Origin of the sequence: Streptomyces sp. NBC_00513, from assembly GCF_041431415.1 — a bacterium.
In the GTDB taxonomy this organism is placed as follows: Bacteria; Actinomycetota; Actinomycetes; order Streptomycetales; family Streptomycetaceae; genus Streptomyces.
Map to the genome: position 1 here is coordinate 4,430,897 of NZ_CP107845.1, position 20,001 is coordinate 4,450,897.

A 20,001-nucleotide genomic window follows, 5' to 3' on the forward strand; every position below is an offset into this window, starting at 1 on the left:
GGCCCCGCCCGGCGACCCGGCCCCCGTCCAGGGGGCCGTTCGCCCGGTCGGGTGAGCGCGCCGCCCGTTCGGGGTCGAACGGTCGGGGTCGAACGGTGCCGCGGCGGACGGACGTTGCCCCGCGCCGTACGAACCGTCAGGCCTGCGATGCCGTCAGGCCCGTGACGCTGCGATGCCGTCAGGCCCGTGCCGCCGTCAGGCCTTGGGCGACCGGCGGCGCACCAGCCGCCGTCCCGCCATGACCAGGACCGTCCCGCCCGCCAGCACCAGGGCGCCCTTCGCGAAGCTGCCCTTGTCCTGCGTACCCTGCGTCTCCGTCGCCGCGGCCGGCGACCCGGGTCGGGCCGGCGCCCGGGTGCCGCCGGAGGGAGCCGGGGCGGCGCCCGCCCGCGCGGGCACCGGTACCGCCACCACCCGGCTGCCCGCCCCCTCCGCCCCGAACATCAGCGCCGTGCCGTCCGCCGTGTACGTCACCGACTCCGCCTGGCCCTGCCACGGTGCGGCCACCCCCTCGCCGGAGCCCACCGGCCGGCCGTCCTTCCACGCCCACGTCCGCGCGAAGAAGTACCCGCGCAGGGTCAGCGCGCCGCCGTCCGGCGAGAACGCGCCGTCGGTCACCCACGGCAGGTCCGCGACCCGCCGGAACACGTTCGGCGCACCGGTGGTGAGCCGGCTCGGCCCCTCGTACAGACCGCCCTTGTTCTCGTCCTTGCTCGCGATGTACACCCGCCCCGTCACCGGATGCACCATCAGGGCCTCCGCGTTCCGCGGCCCGTCGGCGTACGTCACCGTGAACTGCTCGGCCCTGACCGTCGCGTCGGCCAGCACCTTCGGCTCGGGGAAGCGGTAGATCCACACGTGGTCCCAGGTGCCGCCCTTGTTGTCCCCGACGTCGCCGACGTACAGCTGCCCGTCAGGCCCCAGCGAGATGGCCTCGACGTCGCGCGGCCGGCCGATCCCGGTGAGGGTCACCCGGGCCACGGTCCTCCCGCTCGCGGAGTCCACGGCGTACACGTACGGACCGTCGTCGCTGTCGTTGTGCGTCCAGTACACGCCCGGGTGGATCCGGCTGGCCGTCAGCCCGCTGGACTCCTTGATCCGGGGGTCGGTGATCGTGAACCCGGAGGGGGTGTCGGCCGCCGCGGCCGGTCCCGCCGGCACGGCGAGGACGAGGGCGGCGGAGCAGGCGGTCAACGTCGGGAGCAGGCGCATCCCCCAAGCCTGCCGGCCCCTGCCGCGTGTCCGGCATCACAGGGGTACCTGTCGCATGATCCGCGATGATGACCGGATGCGTTTCATGTTCGTCGGCGACTCCATGACCATCGGACGCGCCGGCGACTACACCTGGCGCTACCGGATGTGGCAGCACCTCAACGCCACGATGGGCGGGCCGTACGCGATCGTCGGCCCGCGCGGCGAGGTGTACGACACCCTCACCGACGCACCCACCAGCCACGAGTACGCCGACCCGGGCTTCCCCGCCGCCGCCCGCCGGCACCTGGCCGGTTGGGGCGAGGGGTGGCAGCACATGGCCCCGCTCATCGGACCGGCCGTCCGCGAGGGCCGGGCCGACGTCCTGCTGGTCTCGCTCGGCCTCATCGACCTCGGCTTCTACACGAAGGCCGAGCAGACCGCCGACAACGTCCGCCTCTTCGTCGCGCGGGCCCGCGCCGCCCACCCCGGTGTGCGCATGGTCCTGTTGCCCGTCATCCCCAACGTCCGGGCCGAGTCGGACGCACCGTTCGCCGCCGAGGTCGCGCGCTTCAACGAGCTGCTGGCGAAAGCGGTCGCCGACCTGTCCACCGACGCCTCGCCGATCCTGCTGGCCGCCCGCCCGCAGGCGTACGACATCCACCGCGACACCTACGACGGCACGCACCCCAACGCCTCCGGGGAGCACCGGTTGGCGGGGGAGTTCGCCGCGGCCCTGCACCAGGCGTGGGGCATCGGCGGCCCCTACCGGGGCCTGTGACACGCCCCTCACGTGCGAGTACAGGTCGGCCGACCTTGAGGCCGGAGCCGTCGCCCCCGTCGACGGGGGCGACGGCCGATGTACTACCGGATCACCAGGCGAAGGCTTCCGGGGACGGCCCCGGCCCGGGGAAGATCTCGTCCAGCCCGGCCAGCACCTCCTCGCCCAGCTCCAGCTCCAGCGCGCGCAGGGCGCTCTCCAACTGCTCGGCCGTGCGCGGGCCGACGATGGGGCCCGTCACACCCGGCCGGGTGAGCAGCCAGGCCAGGGCGGTCTCGCCGGGCTCCAGGCCGTGCTTGTCGAGCAGGTCCTCGTACGCCTGCACCTGGGCCCGGACCGTGCTGTTGGCCAGCGCGTCCGCGGACCGCCCGGAGGCGCGCCGGCCGCCCTCGACCTCTTTCTTGATGACCCCGCCCAGCAGGCCGCCGTGCAGCGGGGACCAGGGGATGACCCCGAGGCCGTACTCCTCGGCGGCCGGGATGACCTCCATCTCCGCGCGGCGCTCGGCGAGGTTGTAGAGGCACTGCTCGCTGACCAGGCCGACCATCGCGCGCCGGGCGGCCGTCTCGTTCGCCTGGGCGATCTTGTAGCCGGGGAAGTTGGAGGATCCGGCGTAGAGGATCTTGCCCTGCCGGATGAGCACGTCCACGGCCTGCCAGATCTCCTCGAAGGGGGTCCGGCGGTCGACGTGGTGGAACTGGTAGAGGTCGATGTGGTCGGTCTGGAGCCGCTTGAGGCTGGCCTCGACGGCCCGGCGGATGTTCAGCGCCGACAGGCGGTCCTCGTTGGGCCAGGTGTCGCCCTCGCGGGACATGGAGCCGTAGACCTTGGTGGCGAGGACCGTCTTCTCGCGCCGGCCACCGCCCTGCGCGAACCAGGTGCCGATGATCTCCTCGGTGCGGCCCTTGTTCTCACCCCACCCGTACACGTTGGCCGTGTCCACGAAATTCAGACCCGCGTCGAGGGCGGCGTCCAGGATTCCGTGGCTGGTCGGTTCGTCTGTCTGCGGACCGAAGTTCATCGTGCCGAGTACAAGTCGGCTGACCTTGAGTCCGGTGCGTCCGAGCTGTGTGTACTTCATGGGCACAAGCCAACTGCTTCGAGTCCACTCCAGGCAAGGCCTGCCGTGCGGCAGGCCTTGGCACGGCAGCGGAAGGGGCGGGCGGCTACTGGCCGACGGCCGCCGCCACGGCGACGACGACGAACATCAACACGAGCACACCGGCCATGACACGGTTTCTGGTCTTCGGATCCACCCGTCGAGACTAACGCGGCGGCACCCGGCCCTCGGGCCGGGGGTCACGAGACGTGCGTCATGCCGGGCAACGCCCCGGCGCCACGCACCGCGGTCAGCGGGTCGCCGCGGCCAGCGGCCAGGCGCCGACCACCTCGTAGCGGGGTTGTTCGCCCGGGATCCCGCTCACCGGCAGGTCGCTGCGCACGAGGCTGAGGGAGTCGACCCGCCAGGGCGCGCCCTCGAAGCCGGCGAGGCACTCCAGCAGGGGGCCCAGGTCCACGCCGCCGCCGGTCCGGCCGCGGGCCAGGGTCAGGTGGGGCGTGTACCGGTGGTGCTGCTCCATCGGGACCCCGGCCCGTCGGGCGGCGGCGTCCGCGCGCTCCGCGAGCATCCGCATCCCGTCGAGCCCGCCGGCGGCCCCGGCCCACAGGGTGTTCGCCCCGAAGTGCCCCGCGCCGTGGATCCGCAGCGAGAACGCCTCGGTGCGCGCGGCGGCGCGGGCCAGGCGGGCGTGCAGGTCGGGGAGCACGGCCTCGCGGACCTCGCCCATGAAGGCGAGGGTGAAGTGCCAGCCGGCCTCCGCGGTCCAGCGCAGGCCCGGTTCGTGCGGCAGGGCCCGTACGGCGTCCCGCAGCGCGGCGACGGCGGGTGGGGGCGGCATCACGGCGGCGAACAGCCTCATGCCCCGACGTTAGCGCGACCGCTCCGGCCGGGGGTGCCTCCGCCGGCCGGACCGGGGCGGCGGAGGCGGCGCGGGTCAGGCCGCGGCGACCAGTTCGCGGGTGCGGTCCGAGGGAACGAACGCCACTCCGCGCCGGCTCACGTGCAGGCGCAGGTTGCCGACCCGGGACAGCACCACCGCGATGGCGAGGGCGGCGGCCAGGGAGATCAGACCGCCGACGGCCATGCCGGCGCGCGCCCCGTACGTGTCGGTGATCCAGCCGACCAGCGGTGCTCCCACGGGGGTGCCGCCGGTGAACACCATCATGAACAGGGCCATGACGCGGCCCCGCATCTCGGGGTCGGTGGCCATCTGCACGCTGGAGTTCGCGGTGACGTTGACCGTCAGGCCGAACATGCCGATGGGCACGAGCAGCGCCGCGAACAGCCAGAACCCCGGTGCGAACGCGGTCACGGTGAGCAGCAGCCCGAACAGCACGGCGGCCGCCACGAGCACCCGCAGCCGGGAGTGGCCGCGCCTGGCCGCCAGCAGGGCGCCGGCCAGGGAGCCGGCCGCGATCAGGGTGTTGAACAGCCCGTAGGTGCCGGCGTCGCCGTGGAAGACGTCGCTGACGAAGGCCGACAGCCAGATCGGGAAGTTGAACCCGAAGGTTCCGATGAAGCCGACCAGCACGATGGGCCAGATCAGCTCCGGTCGGCCCGCGACGTAGCGCAGGCCCTCGCGCAGTTGTCCCTTGGCGCGCGGCTGCGGCACCACCGGGTGGAGTTCGCTCGTCCGCATCATCAGCAGGCCGGCGATGGGGGCGGCGAAGGACAGCCCGTTCAGCAGGAAGGCCCAGCCGGAGCCGACGGCGGTGATCAGCACGCCGGCGATGGCCGGACCGACCAGCCGCGCGGACTGGAAGTTGGCGGAGTTCAGGCTGACCGCGTTGGCGACCTGGTCCTTGCCGACCATCTCGGAGACGAACGTCTGGCGCGCCGGGTTGTCCACGACGGTGACGAGGCCGAGCAGGAAGGCGGCGAGGTACACGTGCCAGACCTGGACGTTGCCGGCCAGGGTGAGCGCGGCGAGCGCGACGCCGGTCAGGCCCATGGCGCTCTGGGTGGCCAGCAGCAGCGGCCGCTTGGGCAGCCGGTCGGCGAGTACGCCTCCGTAGAGGCCGAACATCAGCATCGGCAGGAACTGCAGGGCGATGGTGATGCCGACGGCCGAGGCGGAGCCGGTCAGGGAGAGGACGAGCCAGTCCTGGGCGATGCGCTGCATCCAGGTGCCGGTGTTCGAGACGACCTGTCCCGTGGCGAAGAGCCGGTAATTGCGGATCTTCAGCGAGCTGAACATGGACTGCTTGTGCCCAGTCGCGTCGTCGGTGGTGGATATGTGGCCGGGTGCGGAGTTTGCTCCGGTTCCCGTACTCAAAAGTGTCGCCTCCTGGCGTGTGCGGTTACAGGTGCGCGAGCTTCTCCAGGACGGGCGCGGCCTCGCGGAGCTTGGCCCATTCGTCCTCGGTCAGCTCGGCCGCGAGCCCGGCCAGGAAGGCGTTGCGCTTGCGACGGCTCTCTTCGAGCATCGCTTCGGCCTCCTCGGTCTGGCTGACCACCTTCTGGCGGCGGTCGTCGGGGTGCGGCTCCAGCCTGACCAGTCCCTTGGCTTCCAGCAACGCGACGATGCGGGTCATCGACGGCGGCTGGACGTGCTCGCGCCGGGCCAGTTCACCGGGGGTGGCCTGGCCGCAGCGGGCGAGTGTGCCGAGCACCGACATCTCGGTCGGGCTCAGTGACTCGTCGACCCGCTGGTGCTTGAGTCGGCGGCCCAGCCGCATGACGGCGGAGCGGAGATCGTTCACGGCGGCGGCGTCGTCACCGTGGGAAAGGTCGGGCATGTTCCTTAGAATAACTCATTACTCTTCCTAAGGAACACCCGGTTTCAGGCGTCACACCTCACACCATGCGCGGGTTGCGTCACTGTCACTCGTACGGGTGAGTTGGTTCCGAAAAGCGACCCGCGTCCACGGCCCGTGCCCCGACTCTTTCGGCATGGGGACACATGTGCTGAGCATGCGCATAGACGGGGAGCTGCTCGAACGCCTCCGGACTCATGCGGCCAAACGCGGAATGAGCGTCCAGGACTATGTGGTCCGGACGCTCATTCGCGATGATTTCGACGAGCGGTTCAAGACGGCCGTCGACGAGACGGAGAAGTTCTACGGGCTCACCTGAGGGTGCCCCCGTGAGCTCCGTGAGGATGTCCGGGCCGGTTGGTCCGTTCGGGCTACGTCAGGCCGAGCGCGGGCATCGCGTAGTAGAAGACGAACACCGCCGCGACGACGTACATGGCGGGCGGGACCTCGCGGGCCCGGCCGGTCGTCAGGCGCAGGACGCAGAAGCTGATGAAGCCGATGCCGATGCCGTTCGTGATCGAGTAGGTGAAGGGCATCATCACCATGGCCAGGAAGGCCGGGACGGCGATGGTGAAGTCGTTCCAGTCGATGTCCCTGATCGATCCGGCCAGGATCAGGAAGCCCACCGCGATCAGCGCGGGGGTCGCCGCCTGGGACGGCACCATGGTCGCCAGCGGCGTGAGGAACAGCGACACGGCGAAGAGGCCGCCCGTCACGACGTTCGCCAGGCCCGTGCGGGCGCCCTCGCCGACGCCGGCCGTGGACTCCACGAAGCAGGTGGTGGCGGAGGAGGAGGTCGCGCCGCCCGAGGCGACGGCCAGCCCGTCGATCAGCAGCACCCGGTTGATGCCGGGGAAGGTGCCGTCCGGCCGCGTCAGCTTGGCCTCGTCGCCGACGCCCAGGATGGTGCCCATGGCGTCGAAGAAGCAGGACAGCAGCACGGTGAAGACGAACAGGACGCCGGTGAGCATCCCGACCTTCTCGAACCCGCCGAAGAGGCTGACCTGACCCACGAGCCCGAAGTCGGGCGCGGCCACCGGGTTGCCCGGCCACTCCGGCACGGTCAGACCCCAGGCGAGGCCCGGCAGGTCGGCGACCAACTGCACGACGACCGCGATCACGGTCATGACGACGATGGAGATCAGGATCGCGCCGGGGGTCTTGCGGATCAGCAGGGTGAGCGTGAGCAGCACGCCGAGCACGAAGATCAGTACGGGCCAGCCGTCCAGGTGGCCGTTGCCGCCGAGCTGGAGCGGGACCGTGGTGTGCGCGGCGTCCGGGATGCGGGTGACGAAGCCCGAGTCGACCAGGCCGATCAGCATGATGAACAGGCCGATGCCGATCGCGATGCCCTTGCGCAGGCCCAGCGGGACGGCGTTCATGACCCGCTCGCGCAGGCCGGTCGCGACCAGCAGCATCACGACGAAGCCGGCCAGCACCACCATGCCCATGGCGTCGGGCCAGCTCATCCGGGGGGCGAGCTGGAGGGCCACGACGGTGTTGACGCCGAGGCCGGCCGCGAGCGCGATGGGGACGTTGCCGATGACCCCCATGAGCAGGGTGGAGAACGCGGCCGTCAGGACCGTGGCGGTGACGAGCTGGCCGCCGTCGAGCTGGTGGCCGTACATGTCCTTCGCGCTGCCCAGGATGATCGGGTTGAGCACGATGATGTAGGCCATCGCGAAGAAGGTCGCCAGGCCGCCCCGGACCTCGCGGGCGACGGTCGAACCACGCTCCGAGATCTTGAAGTGGCGATCCAGGGCGTTGGTGGGGGCCGCGGCGGGTGCCGAGGTGCTCATGCGGTCCTCAAGGGGTCATTTGGTGGTTCGTACGAGTAAATCCGGTCGCAGGCAAACCGTTTCAGTATGAACACATGAGCGACGGAGCGTCCATCTCCGCGCGTAGACCGCGATTCGCGCCGCCTAGACTTGGACACATGGCGAAATGGACCGCACAGCACGAGGCCCCCGAGCCCCTGGAGGGCCCCGTCGTCGCGACCGTCGTCGGCGGCACGATCATCTGGTTCGTCCTCTTCCTCGTTCAGCTCCCCTTCTACGGGTGGTTCGCCGACCGGGGCATGTTGTGGTGGGTCTGGACCCCGCTCGCCGGCGCGGCCCTCGGCCTGTTCGGCATCTGGTACGCCCGAGGTCGCGAGGCGGCGATCAAGCGCCACAAGGAACAGCAGGCCGCCGAAGCCGGCGGGACGGGCGCGGCCGGAGCACGGTAGGTCCCCGGGGTCCAGTCCCCCTTCGTCGCCCTCGCCGAGGGCGAGGGGAGTCCCGAGGGAGGATTCGGGTCATCCCGAAGTCGGATCTTCGTCCCGCTCGGCGGGTGAAGCGTTCGAAGGCCCTTTACCGTCGAAAGCATGACGCAGCGGGCAGAGACCGAATCCGAGGGACCGCGGCCGACCGGCAGGGGCGGCGGCGCGGGTGCCGGCGCCGCCGGCCGCGCCCCGGTCGGCACGGCCATCGACGCGGGGTCCGAACTGGACCCGGTCCACCCGATCAAGCCGCCCGCTCCCCGCTTCAAGCCGGGCGGACTGAGCACCGCCGAGGTCGCCGAACGCGTCGCGCGCGGAGAAGTCAACGACGTCCCCGTGCGGTCCTCGCGGTCCACCTCCGAGATCGTCCGCGCGAACGTCTTCACCCGCTTCAACGCCATCATCGGCGTGCTCTGGGTGATCATGCTGATCGTCGCCCCGATCCAGGACAGCCTGTTCGGCTTCGTGATCATCGCGAACACCGGCATCGGCATCATCCAGGAACTGCGCGCCAAGAAGACCCTCGACGGACTCGCCGTCATCGGCGAGGCCAAACCGAGCGTCCGCCGCGACGGCGCCACCGGCGAGATCTCCACCTCCGAGATCGTCCTCGACGACGTCATCGAGCTCGGACCCGGCGACAAGGTCGTCGTCGACGGGATCGTCGGCGAGGCCGACGGACTGGAGATCGACGAATCCCTCCTCACCGGCGAGGCCGACCCGGTGCTGAAGAAGCCCGGCGACCCCGTCATGTCCGGCTCCTTCGTGGTCGCCGGCGGCGGCGCCTTCACCGCCACCAAGGTCGGCCGCGAGGCCTACGCCGCCCAGCTGGCCGAAGAGGCCTCCCGCTTCACGCTCGTCCACTCCGAGCTGCGCTCCGGCATCTCCACCATCCTCAAGTACGTCACCTGGATGATGATCCCGACCTCGATCGGCCTGATCATCAGCCAGCTCGTCGTCAAGGACAACAACCTCAAGGACGCCATCGCCCGCACCGTCGGCGGCATCGTCCCGATGATCCCCGAGGGCCTCGTCCTGCTGACCTCCGTCGCCTTCGCCATCGGTGTCATCCGGCTCGGCCGCAAGCAGTGCCTCGTCCAGGAACTCCCCGCCATCGAGGGCCTCGCCCGCGTCGACGTGGTCTGCCTCGACAAGACCGGCACCCTCACCGAGGGCGGCATGGACGTCACCGAGCTGCGCCCCCTCGGCGGCGCGGACCCGGCCTACGTACAGAAGGTCCTGGGCGCGCTCGGCGAGTCCGACCCCCGCCCCAACGCCAGCCTCCAGGCCATCATCGACGCCTACCCCGACAGCGCCGACTGGCGGTGCACGGAGTCGCTGCCCTTCTCCTCGGCCCGCAAGTACAGCGGCGCCGGCTTCAGCGAGGGCGACGGCGAGAACACCACCTGGCTGCTCGGCGCCCCCGACGTGCTCCTCCCGGCCGGGGACCCGGCCCTCGACGAGATCAACGCCCTCAACGAGGAGGGGCTGCGCGTCCTCCTGCTGGCCCGCTCCGGACGCGAACTCGACGACCCGGCCGTGGCCGTCGGGGTCAAGCCCACCGCCCTGGTCGTCCTGGAACAGCGGCTGCGCCCCGACGCCGCCGACACCCTGCGCTACTTCGAGGACCAGGACGTCAAGACCAAGGTCATCTCCGGTGACAACGCGGTCTCCGTCGGCGCGGTCGCCGGCAAGCTCGGCCTGCCGGGCGCGCAGAACACGGTCGACGCCCGCAAGCTGCCGACCGACCAGGTGGAGATGGCCCGGGTCCTCGACGAGAACGCCGTGTTCGGGCGGGTCACCCCGCAGCAGAAGCGGGACATGGTCGCCGCCCTCCAGTCCAAGGGCCACACGGTCGCGATGACCGGCGACGGCGTCAACGACGTGCTCGCCCTCAAGGACGCCGACATCGGCGTGAGCATGGGCTCCGGCTCCGAGGCGACCCGGGCCGTGGCCCAGATCGTGCTCCTCAACAACAGCTTCTCCACCCTGCCCTCGGTGGTCGCGGAGGGCCGCCGGGTCATCGGCAACATCACCCGGGTCGCGACGCTCTTCCTCACGAAGACGGTCTACTCGGTGCTGCTGGCCGTCCTCGTGGTCTGCTCGCAGGTCGAGTACCCGTTCCTGCCGCGCCACCTGACGCTGCTCTCCACCCTCACCATCGGCATCCCGGCCTTCTTCCTGGCCCTGGCACCGAACAAGGAACGCGCGAAGCCGCACTTCGTGAAACGGGTGATGCGCTACGCGATCCCCGGCGGCGTGATCGCCGCCATCGCCACCTTCGTGACGTACCTCATCGCCCGCCACCACTACAGCGGCCCCAACGCCCTGGAGGCCGAGACCAGCGCGGCGACGCTGGCGCTGTTCCTGACCTCCATGTGGGTCCTGGCGATCATCGCCCGCCCCTACACCTGGTGGCGGGTCGCCCTGGTCGGCGCGATGGGCGCGGCGTTCCTGATCGTCCTCGTCGTGCCCTGGCTCCAGGAGTTCTTCGAACTGAAGCTGGTCGGCGCCGCGATGCCGTGGACGGCCGTCGGCATCGCCGTGATCGCGGCGGCCCTGATCGAGTTCACCTTCAGGTGGGTCGACCGGAAGTTCCCGGCCTGACCCACCCGAACGGCCCGCCCCACCCGAACGGCCCGCCCCACCCGCAGGGGGCGGGCGGAGTCCGTCGAGGCGGACCCGCGCGTCAGTCGAACCAGCGGTCGCGGGCCAGTTCCGCCGTCCGCGACGGATCCTCCAGCAGGGCCGCGACCTCGAAACGACGCGGCCACTGGCCCGCCGCCCAGGCCAGGCCCGCCGCCACGCCCTCCAGGGTCGAGGCGTGCAGGGTGCCGTCCGGGGTGCGGCGCCAGTCGAGCTCGGTGCCGCCCGCCACGAGTTCCTCGTGCTCGACGTAACTGAGCGGGGTGGCCGGACCCAGCAGCTGGAGCACCGACTCCGGGACCTCGTGCTCCTCGCCCGGCGTGCTGACCTCGGCTGGCACGGTGTCCGACAGTCGGCGTACCTGGAGCAGCTCCGCCAGGTCGGCGGCGCGCGCCGGGGCGACCGGCAGCAGCGGCAGCCCGGCCGTCAGCGGCAGCAGGTCGGGGGCGTCCGCGATCACCGCGTCGGCCGCGTCCACCACGCGGACCTCGCCGTCCACCACCACCCGCAGGTCGTCGGGGAGGGTGACCTGCTCGGGGTCCAGATCGGCCAGCGCCCCGTACAGGGCGTGCAGTTGCCGGTCGGAGACCTCGCGGTCCGGGTCGGCGAGCCGGCCCAGGAGTTCGGCCGCGCCGCCGGGCTCGTCGAGCAGGGCCGCCACGGTGGTGCGTACGCCGAGGGCGCGCAGCACCTGCTCGTCCTCGAACCCGGTCGCGTCCGCCGAGGTGTACAGGCCCGCGAGCAGCGGGTCGCCGCCGGCCGCGCGCAGTCCCGCCGGGCGGCGGCCGTCGAGCACCGGGTGGTCGCGCAGCCACCAGGCGGTGTACGAGCGCACGGAGCGGGTGGTGCCGTCCGGCAGCAGCACCCGCACGGGCTGGGTGAGGGCGTCGCGCAGCGGGGGCTGGGCGAGCATGGCCAGCGCCTGCGGCCAGCAGTCGTCGTCGACCAGGTCGAGGTCGCGTACGGCGATCAGCTCGGTGGCGACCGGCGGCAGCGGGGTGTCCGGCAGCTGGTCCAGCAGGTCCTCGCACCACACGTCCACCGCGTCGAGCAGGCCCGCGTCGTCCGGTTCGGCGAAGTCCCCGTCGCGGGGCTCCAGTTCGTCGGGGTCCAGGACCACGTCGGTGGCGCGCACCAGCTGGAACGTGGCCAGCACCCCGACGGCGGTCAGGGTGTCGGCGTCCCAGCGTTCGGCCAGCTCGGCGTCCAGGCAGGGCACCTCGTCCTCACGGATGACCGAGGCCAACGGCGAGCCGGGCAGCAGGAGTTCGCCCGCCGGGGTGAGTTCCCCGTCCTCGTCGGGGAGCGCCAGCGCGCCCAGCCAGGGTTCGTCGCCGGGCGCCAGGTCGGCGTCGCGGACCAGGGTCAGGACGATCTCGACGAGTTCGTCGGAGTCGACGCCGTCCTCGTCCCAGATCTCGCCGGCGTCCATGGAGGCGGCCACGGCCGCCCGGACCTGCGGGGTGGTCAGCACGGAGCGCGGGGTCGCCGGGAGCGCGCCCAGCTTCTCCAGCAGCGGGTGCGCCGCCTCCGCGTGGGCCACCTTCAGGCCGAGCCGGGCCAGGCTCGGCGGGGTGTCGGCGCCGGGCAGCAGGATGTGCCGGGGGCCGATGGCGGTGCGTCCGTCGGCCAGCGGCACGGGCAGCCCCGACAACCGGTCGGGGTCCACGCCGGCGAGGCTGTCGTACAGCCGGTACCACCACTCGGGGGTCCGCTCGATGCCCGCGATCCGCTCGATGGCGTCGCCCAGCGGAAGCCGGCCGACGCCCAGGGTGCGCAGTTCGGCGCGGCGTTCCAGCCCGGCGGGCAGCAGTGTCGGCAGCACCTCGGCGAGGACGTTCACGGTGTCGGAACCGGCGCCCTCCACCACCTCGGCCTCGAAGGGCCGCAGGGCGTGGCGTTCCTCGGCCGTCTCGGGGGTGGGGGTCTCGGCGGGGGCGGCCGGCGCGAGGAACGCCGTACGGGGCAGCCGCTCGATCACGGCCGCGCGCAGGTCCCCGTCCAGCGGGCCCTTGCCGAGCGGGCCGGGCACCAGGTCCACGAGGCCGGTGCTCACCGGGTCCCAGGAGCCGAGGAGTTCGGCGTACGCGTCGGCGGCCCGCTGCACGAGGAAGTCGGTCAGCGGCCCCGGCGCGGGATGCCGGCGGCTGGTGTCCAACGGCAGCGAGGCGATCAGCAGGGCGGGGATGCCCAGCGGCTCGTCGGTCGGGGTCGGCGCGTGCACCACCGGCGCGGTGAGCGGGTGCACGGGCGCCCCGTCGGCGTCCACGGGCGCCGCCCAGGTGATCGTCCAGGTGGGGCGCAGCCGTTCCTCGACGGGCCGGTCGGCGAGCAACTCCTTGGCGATGGGGCCGTGGTGGCGCACGGTGCGCCAGCGGTGGGTGCCGGAGGCGGAGTCCTCGATGACGGTGTACGGGCCCTCGGCGCGCCGGTACAGCACGCGGTGTCCGCCGGCGGGGGTCTCCACGACGACCTCGCGCAGCCCGGGGAGGGTCAGCAGCAGGGCGTCGTCGATGCCGGCCAGCAGCCGTTCCACCAGCTCCTCGGCGGCGCCGTCGCGCAGCGGCAGCACCACGACGGTGTCGTACCCCTCGGGGGCGGTGCCCTCGACGGGCAACGGCAGGCGCAGCAGCGGTACGTGGCCGTCGCGGCGACGCAGCTCGTCGCCGAGTCCGGGGCTGCCGTTGGCGGCGTCCCGGGCCAGTTCGCGGGCCTCGGCCAGGGACCAGCGGACACCGCCGTGCCGGCCGAGCACCGCCGGTTCGTCGGAGACCGCCAGGACGGCGGCGAAGCCGACGCCGAAGCGACCCACGGTCTCCGCCGAGCCGGCCGCACCGTTCGCCGCGTCCCCGCCGGCACCGGCGGGTTCCCGCTTCGCGGAGGCGCGCAGCGTGCTCAGCGACTCCACGCCCGTGGCGTCCAGCGGGGCACCGGTGTTGGCGACGGCGAGCACCGCGGGCCCGCCCTCGCCCGGGTGCAGGGTGATCCGCAGCCGGCCCGGGACGCGGGCGCGGGCCGCCGCGTCGGCGGCGTTCTGGGCCAGTTCCACGACGAGCCGGTCCCGGTAGCCGCCGAGCGCCAGGTCCTCCTCGGCGTTGGCGTCCTCGCGGAACCGGGAGGGGCCCGCGCCCCAGGCGTCGAGCACCCTGCGCCGCAGCCGGGCCGTGCCGAAGGGGTCCACGCCACCCTGGGCCGCCGTTACTCGCACGCTCACGCCGCTGCCTCCAAGAATTGCCGAGCCGAACCGGGCCGAACTCCTGAAGGTATCGCGTGCCGGGCTACTCCCGGCCGGTGAGGTGCGCGTACACGACCACGTTGGAGTCCCAGTGACGGTCCGCGGTGAGGGCTCCGCCGCAGGTGATCAGGCGCAGTTCGGCCTTGCCGCGGGTGTCCCCGTAGACCTTGTCGGTGGGGAACGCGTCCTTCTTGTAGGTGTCCACCGCGTCGACGGCGAAGACGGCGGTGCCGCCGTCGGTGCGGTGGACCCGGATCGGCTCGTCCTTCCTCAGCTTCTTGAGGTTGAAGAAGACGGCCTCGGGGGCCTGCGGGGTGTCCATGTGGCCGACGATGGCGGCGGCGCCGGCCTCGCCCGGCGTCGGACCGTCCTTGTACCAGGCGGCGTCCTTCGGCTTCGCGAAGTCCGGTTCCCGCATCACCCCTTCGGCGTCGAGCCCGACGGTGTCGAGCGGGGCGTCGACGTGGATGTCGGGGATCGCGACGCGGTCCGGGACGGAGGGCTTCAGCACGTCGGCCCGGTGGGCCGCGGACGCCGCGGACGCGGTGTCCGTGTCGGCGGCGGAGGAGCAGCCGGAGGCGAGGACGACGGCGAGGCCGGCGGTGCCCGCCAGGGCGGCCGCGCGGCGTGCGCGGCCGCCCCGGCGGAGGGTGGGCAGGTCAGCCATTGCGGGTCGCGTCCTGGACGGTCCCGGCGTCGGTCCCGGTGGCGGCGAGGGGGGCCTGGCCGGTGTTCACGGAGCCCTTGGGCTTCTTGTGCTCGCTCGGCTTCAGCGGGGTCACCGGCTTCACGTCGGGCTTCTCGTCGTGGCCGGAGGCCTCGGTGGAGAACTTCACGGTGTCGAACTTCTTGCCGCCGGCGAAGGCGTCCACGCCGTAGTAGCCGGTCTTGACGTCGTTCGCGACGACGGCGGTGCCGGTCCAGGTGCCCTTGCCGTCGCTCGTGAGGTTGACCTGGCCGCCGGCGAAGGCGGCGGACTTCACCTGGGCGCTCTTGTCACCGGCGCCCGTGGTGACGGTGACGGCCACCTTGTCGCCGGGGCGGCCGAAGTCCTTGGACAGGCGCAGGGTGGGGGACTGCGGCTTCGGGTCCGGCGCGCCGGCCTTGACCGTCAGCTGCGCGGTGGCCCGCACCTTGCCGCCCGGGGCCGAACCGGTGAGGGCGACGCCGTAGTTCCCGTCCTTGACGTCGGCGACCTTGGCGGTGCCCGTCCAGGTGGTGCCGCTCTTGCCCTCGGTCAGTTTGACGTCGCCCAGTGCGGCGGAGGAGACGGACAGGGAGGTGGAGCCCTCGGGGGCGGTGACGCCGATCTCCACGCTCGCGCCCGGCTTGGCGGTGGAGGCGGAGAGCTTCAGGCTCGCGTCGGTGGTGCCGGTCTTCGCCCCGCCGTCGGTGCCGGTGCTCGCGCTGCTCGTGGGGGTCGGGTGGGGAGCGTCGGCGGCGAACGCGGTGCCGGTGACGCCGAGGGCCATCGACGAGGCGAGGACGATGCCCGAGATGGTGAATGCCTTGCGCATGGAGTTCCTCCTGAACGGGCCGGGGTTCGTTCCCGGCACACCAGACATGAGGGACATCCGGGGCGCTTTGGTTGCAGGGGCGGCGCGGGCCCCGAGGGGGCCCGGCCGAAGGTCCCTCAGGGGGAAGCCGCAGGCCGCAGCGGCCTGCGGGGCGTTCCGTTTGCGGGCTCTTTGCCCCGATTTTTGGGACCAAGGTCCCGGAGCGGAAGCCGCCCCGGGACCCGCGAACGCCGAGGCCCCCGGCGACGCGAACGTCACCGGGGGCCTCGGGGGGAACGGGGGAGGGAACGGATCAGAGCTTCTCGATCACGTGGTCGATGCAGGCGGTCAGCGCCTGCACGTCCGCCGGGTCGATCGCGGGGAACATCGCGACGCGCAGCTGGTTGCGACCGAGCTTGCGGTACGGCTCGGTGTCCACGATGCCGTTGGCGCGCAGCACCTTGGCGACCGCCGCCGCGTCGATGTCGTCGGAGAAGTCGATCGTGCCGATGACCGCGGACCGCTTGTCGGCGTCCGTGACGAACGGGTTCGCGTACTTCGACGCCTCCGCCCAGCCGTAGAGGTTGCGCGCGCTGGCCGCCGTACGACCGGTCGTGAACTCCAGACCGCCCTGGCTGTTCATCCACTCCAGCTGCTGGTCCAGCAGGAAGAGGGTGGACAGCGCCGGGGTGTTGTACGTCTGGTTCTTCAGCGAGTTGTCGATCGCCGTCGGCAGCGAGAAGAACTCCGGGATGTGCCGGCTGCCGGAGGCGTGCACGCGCGCCGCGCGTTCCAGCGCCGCCGGGGAGAACGCCGCCAGCCACAGGCCGCCGTCCGAGGCGAAGGACTTCTGCGGGGCGAAGTAGTAGACGTCGGTCTCGGTGATGTCCACCGGCAGACCGCCGGCGCCCGAGGTCGCGTCCACCAGGACGAGCGAACCGGCATCGGCGCCCGCGACCCGCTTGATCGGCGCCGCGACGCCCGTCGAGGTCTCGTTGTGCGTGTACGCGTACACGTCCACGCCGGCCTCGGCGACCGGCTCGGGGTGCGTGCCCGGCTCCGAGGAGATCACGGACGGCGCGTCCAGCCACGGCGCGAGCTTCGCGGCGGTGGCGAACTTGGAGGAGAACTCACCGAAGGTGAGGTGCTGGGACTTCTTCTCGATGAGCCCGGCGGTCGCGATGTCCCAGAAGGCGGTGGAGCCGCCGTTGCCCAGGATCACCTCGTAGCCCTCGGGGAGGGAGAAGAGGTCCCGGAGTCCCTGCCGCACCGAGCCGACCAGGTTCTTGACCGGGGCCTGGCGGTGGGAGGTTCCGAGCAGGGAGGTACCGGTGGCGGCCAGGGCGTCGAGCGCCTCGGTCCGCACCTTGGAGGGGCCCGCGCCGAAGCGTCCGTCGGCGGGCTTGATGTCAGCGGGAATCTGGATCTCAGCCACGAGCGGAGCGTATCGGGTCCCGGACGCGGTCTCGGAGCCGCGTCCATTCGGTGAGACGCGGTGTTCCGGAGGGCGGGTGCTCGACCGGGCGTCCGGTGCGGAGGGCGTCCGCGGGGGCCGGCGGGCCCGTCACCTCGCGCAACGCGCGGCCGCCGGCTTCGGCCGGGGGCGCGGTGGTGTGACCAATGTAAGGCGGGACACGGCTTGCCACCCGTTACAGACGGCTTAGCCTGGGGAGATGACCGCGTCCACTCCTCCCGTGTCCCCACGCACCTCCCGTCCCGCGACCGCGCCCGCCCCGAGCCCCGCCGAGGCGGCCGCGTCCGGTGGTGCCCGCGCCCGTCTCGGGCCGGTCGCGCTGGTGGTCTCGGCCGGGGTCTCCGTGCAGTTCGGCGCGGCCCTCGCGGTCATGATCATGCCGAGGGCCGGCGCGGCGGGCGTGGTCACGCTCCGGCTGGCGGCCGCGGCGCTGGTCCTGCTGGTCCTGTGCCGCCCCAAGGTGCGCGGGTACAAGCGCGCCGACTGGACCACCGTCCTGTGGTTCGGCGTAACCATGGCCGGTATGAACGGCCTCTTCTACCAGGCCATCGACCGCATCCCGCTCGGCCCGGCCGTGACCCTGGAGGTCCTCGGCCCGCTCGCCCTCTCGGTGGTCGTCTCCCGCCGCCTCGTCAACGTCCTGTGGGCGGGCCTGGCCCTGGCGGGGGTCGTGCTCCTCGCCGGCCACGGGGGCGGCGGCTTCGGCGGGCTCGATCCGCTGGGCGCGGCGTTCGCGCTCGGAGCCGGCGCGATGTGGGCGGCGTACATCGTGTTCAGCGCGCGTACGGGGCGTCGGTTCCCGCAGGCGGACGGCCTGGCCCTGGCCATGGCGGTCGCCGCGGTCCTCTGTCTGCCCCTGGGCATCGTCGAGGCGGGCTCCGACCTCCTGGTGCCGAGCACCCTGGCGCTCGGTCTGGGCGTCGCCGTGATGTCCTCGGTGCTGCCCTACACGCTGGAGCTGCTGGCCCTGCGCAAGCTGCCCGCCCCGACCTTCGCGATCCTGATGAGCCTGGAGCCGGCCATCGCCGCGACCGCCGGCTTCCTGGTCCTGCACCAGGCCCTGTCCGCCCTGGACGCCCTCGCCATCGCCCTGGTGATCGCGGCGAGCATGGGCGCGGTCCGCTCCCAGATCGGCAAGCGGGCCCTGACGACCTCCTGAGCCGTCTCCCCTTCCCGGGACGCCTCCCGCCCCGCCGCCCACGAGAGGGCGGCGGGGCGGTTCCGTACCCGCGGGGAGGCGGACGGGTCTCGCGCCGCGTCGGCTCAGCCGAGCGGCAGGTCCAGGAAGGACGGCGTGGCCTCCGGGGAGGTGAAGGCCAGCGTGGCGCGCGGCAGGTTGGCGTCGCCGTAGAAGGGGTCGCGGCCGTCGATCACCAGCAGCAGCCGGTGCCCGCGCGGGACGTCGTACGCCGTCGCCTGGAGTTCGATGTCCGCGCCGATGAGGCTGTCCGGGGGCGAGTCGAGGTCGCTGAACGGGGCGTGGGTGACGAGGTGGGCGCTCCCGTCGGGCGCCATGTCGAGCAGGTACGCGACGAAGGTGGACCCGGGGTTCGCCGCCCGGTACGTCACCCGCAGGCGGGGCGTGCCCCGCAGCCGGGCGGTCTCCTCCTCGGGCGGCGCCGCCCAGACGGCCGCCACGCCGCGGTCGATGGCACCGGTCGGGTAGACCTTCGGCCGCCCGGCCATCTCCGCGTAGCCGGACGTCACGATCGCGTCGGCGACGGTCGCCGGGGTGTCCACCCCGCACACCACGCCCGCCGTCCAACCGGCCTCGGGCTTGTGCGCCAGTTCGCCACCGCCTGTCAGGTGGACGCGGCGGGTCCGGTCGGTGAGCGCGGACCAGCCGGCACGCGACTCCAGGCCCTTGCCCCACATCACCTCGCTGACCACCTGGGCCTGGTCGGCGACGCCGTTGTCGATGCCCCTCAGGTGGTGGTCGAACCAGCGGTGGGCGTCCGTCCAGATCCGGTTCGGCAGGCCGAGCATGCCGGACATCTCGGGCCCGGAGTGGTCACCGATGGAGAGGTCGAGGCGCTTGGGGCCGGTCAGTTCGTTGAACATCCGCACGGTCTGATTGCCCGGGAAGAGCGTCTCGTGCCAGGCCTGCGCGAAGAGGATGGGGACCTGGCGCCGGTTGAGCTCCTTGACGTGCGTGAGGGGCGAGCGCTGCTCCGCCCACCGCAGGGTCCCCTCGATGTCGCGGTCGGCCAGCACGTTCTCGAAGACGCTTCGCGTCCGGGCGCTCAGTCGGGCCCGCGCGGCGGCGCTCTGGAGGGCCTTCACGGCGGCGACGTGGCGGGTCGAGTTCTCGAAGAAGGCCGCCCCGAGGTCGCCCCAGGTGCTGAGCGCGACGACCGCGTCCACGCGGGTGTCGTGCGCGGCGACGAGCTGGCTGATGCCGGAGCCGTAGGAGTCCCCGAGGAAGCCGATTCCGGTGATCGGCCCGGCCGTCCGCTCGACGATGTGGTCCAGGGCGCGACTGCCGTCCGCGACGTCGAGCGGCCCCGCCACGTCGACCTGGCCCTCGGAACCGGCGAACCCGCGGGCGGTGTAGGCGAGGACGTTGTAGCCGCGCGCCGCGAACAACGCGCCCTGGACGGCGTACGCGAGCCAGCCCAGGTTCGTCCACGGCGAGGGCATCACGATCACCGGCCGGGGGTCCGACCCGGTGTGCCGCCAGAGCGCGGCGTCGAGCAGGTCCCCGTCGGCGCCCGTCACCTTGCCGCGGTTGAACACGGAGACGGACCGGACCTCGACGACGTCGGCGGCGCGGGAGGGGGACAGGCCGGTGAGGTCGCCGGTTTCGAGGGCGGTGACGAAGGCGTGCAGGGCGTTCGCGTCGAGGTCGGGGTAGAGGGAGAAGTCGGCTGAGTTCACGTACGTCACGTCGGTTCATCCTCTTCGTCGAGTGCGATGACATGAACGGATGCGCGCTCTGGGCCCGGAGCGAAGCACTCAGTATCGGCGCGACGACGGAGAGTCGCACCGCGTTCCCGGCGTACGGCCGGATTCGCCCCCGGGGGCTGCGCCGGACCTGGCCGCCGCGTCCCTCGCCGGACCGGTCGGGGATCAAATCCTTTGCCGTTGAGGCAAGTTGGGTGG

The 20,001-nt window shown here is 72.5% G+C and carries 16 protein-coding genes; 5 read left to right on the plus strand and 11 right to left on the minus strand.

The genetic code is table 11. The annotated features are described in order from the left end of the window. Positions 1-195: 195 nt before the first annotated feature. Positions 196-1,212 (minus strand): WD40 repeat domain-containing protein, encoded by a 1,017-nt coding sequence (locus OHA84_RS20525; protein ID WP_266970359.1) that lies wholly within the window; start codon positions 1,210-1,212, stop codon positions 196-198. 76 nt (positions 1,213-1,288) lie between these two features. Between OHA84_RS20525 and OHA84_RS20530 the strand changes: the two genes are divergently transcribed. Beyond that, the gene (locus OHA84_RS20530) at positions 1,289-1,972 is read left to right on the plus strand and encodes a GDSL-type esterase/lipase family protein (RefSeq protein ID WP_053681057.1); all 684 of its coding nucleotides are present in this window, start codon (positions 1,289-1,291) and stop codon (positions 1,970-1,972) included. 91 nt (positions 1,973-2,063) lie between these two features. Here the strand turns inward: OHA84_RS20530 and OHA84_RS20535 are convergent, their stop codons facing one another. The 4 genes from OHA84_RS20535 to OHA84_RS20550 all read right to left on the minus strand — a co-directional run bounded on the left by OHA84_RS20535 (position 2,064) and on the right by OHA84_RS20550 (position 5,770). Beyond that, on the minus strand, positions 2,064-3,053 hold the full coding sequence (locus OHA84_RS20535; protein WP_053681055.1) for an aldo/keto reductase: 990 nt from the start codon (positions 3,051-3,053) through the stop codon (positions 2,064-2,066). A 268-nt stretch (positions 3,054-3,321) separates the two neighbouring features. Further along, on the minus strand, positions 3,322-3,891 hold the full coding sequence (gene thpR / locus OHA84_RS20540) for an RNA 2',3'-cyclic phosphodiesterase (RefSeq protein WP_266970358.1): 570 nt from the start codon (positions 3,889-3,891) through the stop codon (positions 3,322-3,324). A gap of 75 nt (positions 3,892-3,966) precedes the next feature. After that, the gene (locus tag OHA84_RS20545) at positions 3,967-5,307 is read right to left on the minus strand and encodes an MFS transporter (protein ID WP_266970356.1); all 1,341 of its coding nucleotides are present in this window, start codon (positions 5,305-5,307) and stop codon (positions 3,967-3,969) included. Positions 5,308-5,332: 25 nt separating this feature from the next. Further along, entirely contained in the window at positions 5,333-5,770 is a 438-nt protein-coding gene (locus OHA84_RS20550) for a MarR family winged helix-turn-helix transcriptional regulator (RefSeq protein ID WP_053681049.1), read from the minus strand. Positions 5,771-5,924: 154 nt separating this feature from the next. Here OHA84_RS20550 and OHA84_RS20555 point away from each other — a divergent pair, with 154 nt between their 5' ends. After that, positions 5,925-6,107 (plus strand): ribbon-helix-helix protein, CopG family, encoded by a 183-nt coding sequence (locus OHA84_RS20555; protein ID WP_078999227.1) that lies wholly within the window; start codon positions 5,925-5,927, stop codon positions 6,105-6,107. A gap of 52 nt (positions 6,108-6,159) precedes the next feature. Here OHA84_RS20555 and OHA84_RS20560 read toward each other — a convergent pair whose 3' ends face one another. After that, positions 6,160-7,587: an NCS2 family permease gene (locus OHA84_RS20560; RefSeq protein WP_053681047.1), complete on the minus strand. Its 1,428-nt coding sequence runs from the start codon at positions 7,585-7,587 to the stop codon at positions 6,160-6,162. Between the two features lie 137 nt (positions 7,588-7,724). On the opposite strand from OHA84_RS20560, the gene OHA84_RS20565 reads away from it, so the two are divergent. Next, positions 7,725-8,015: a DUF2530 domain-containing protein gene (locus tag OHA84_RS20565; protein WP_053681045.1), complete on the plus strand. Its 291-nt coding sequence runs from the start codon at positions 7,725-7,727 to the stop codon at positions 8,013-8,015. 138 nt (positions 8,016-8,153) lie between these two features. After that, the gene (locus OHA84_RS20570) at positions 8,154-10,655 is read left to right on the plus strand and encodes a cation-translocating P-type ATPase (RefSeq protein WP_266970353.1); all 2,502 of its coding nucleotides are present in this window, start codon (positions 8,154-8,156) and stop codon (positions 10,653-10,655) included. A gap of 82 nt (positions 10,656-10,737) precedes the next feature. Here the strand turns inward: OHA84_RS20570 and OHA84_RS20575 are convergent, their stop codons facing one another. From OHA84_RS20575 to serC, 4 genes are all read right to left on the minus strand, one after another. Further along, the gene (locus OHA84_RS20575; RefSeq protein WP_266970351.1) at positions 10,738-13,908 is read right to left on the minus strand and encodes a sacsin N-terminal ATP-binding-like domain-containing protein; all 3,171 of its coding nucleotides are present in this window, start codon (positions 13,906-13,908) and stop codon (positions 10,738-10,740) included. A gap of 64 nt (positions 13,909-13,972) precedes the next feature. Beyond that, a complete protein-coding gene (locus OHA84_RS20580; RefSeq protein ID WP_266970349.1) occupies positions 13,973-14,596 on the minus strand; it encodes a class F sortase in 624 nt (207 codons plus the stop codon). Beyond that, entirely contained in the window at positions 14,589-15,446 is an 858-nt protein-coding gene (locus tag OHA84_RS20585; RefSeq protein WP_266970347.1) for a hypothetical protein, read from the minus strand. The genes OHA84_RS20580 and OHA84_RS20585 overlap by 8 nt, the downstream gene beginning before the upstream one ends. Positions 15,447-15,738: 292 nt before the next feature. Further along, entirely contained in the window at positions 15,739-16,860 is a 1,122-nt protein-coding gene (gene serC / locus OHA84_RS20590; RefSeq protein ID WP_053681038.1) for a phosphoserine transaminase, read from the minus strand. Positions 16,861-17,098: 238 nt separating this feature from the next. On the opposite strand from serC, the gene OHA84_RS20595 reads away from it, so the two are divergent. After that, positions 17,099-18,058: a DMT family transporter gene (locus OHA84_RS20595; protein WP_266949001.1), complete on the plus strand. Its 960-nt coding sequence runs from the start codon at positions 17,099-17,101 to the stop codon at positions 18,056-18,058. A gap of 104 nt (positions 18,059-18,162) precedes the next feature. On the opposite strand, the gene OHA84_RS20600 is transcribed toward OHA84_RS20595, so the two are convergent. Further along, positions 18,163-19,785, minus strand: a complete 1,623-nt coding sequence (locus OHA84_RS20600; protein ID WP_266949003.1) for a CocE/NonD family hydrolase — start codon at positions 19,783-19,785, stop codon at positions 18,163-18,165. Between the last annotated feature and the right edge of the window lie 216 nt (positions 19,786-20,001).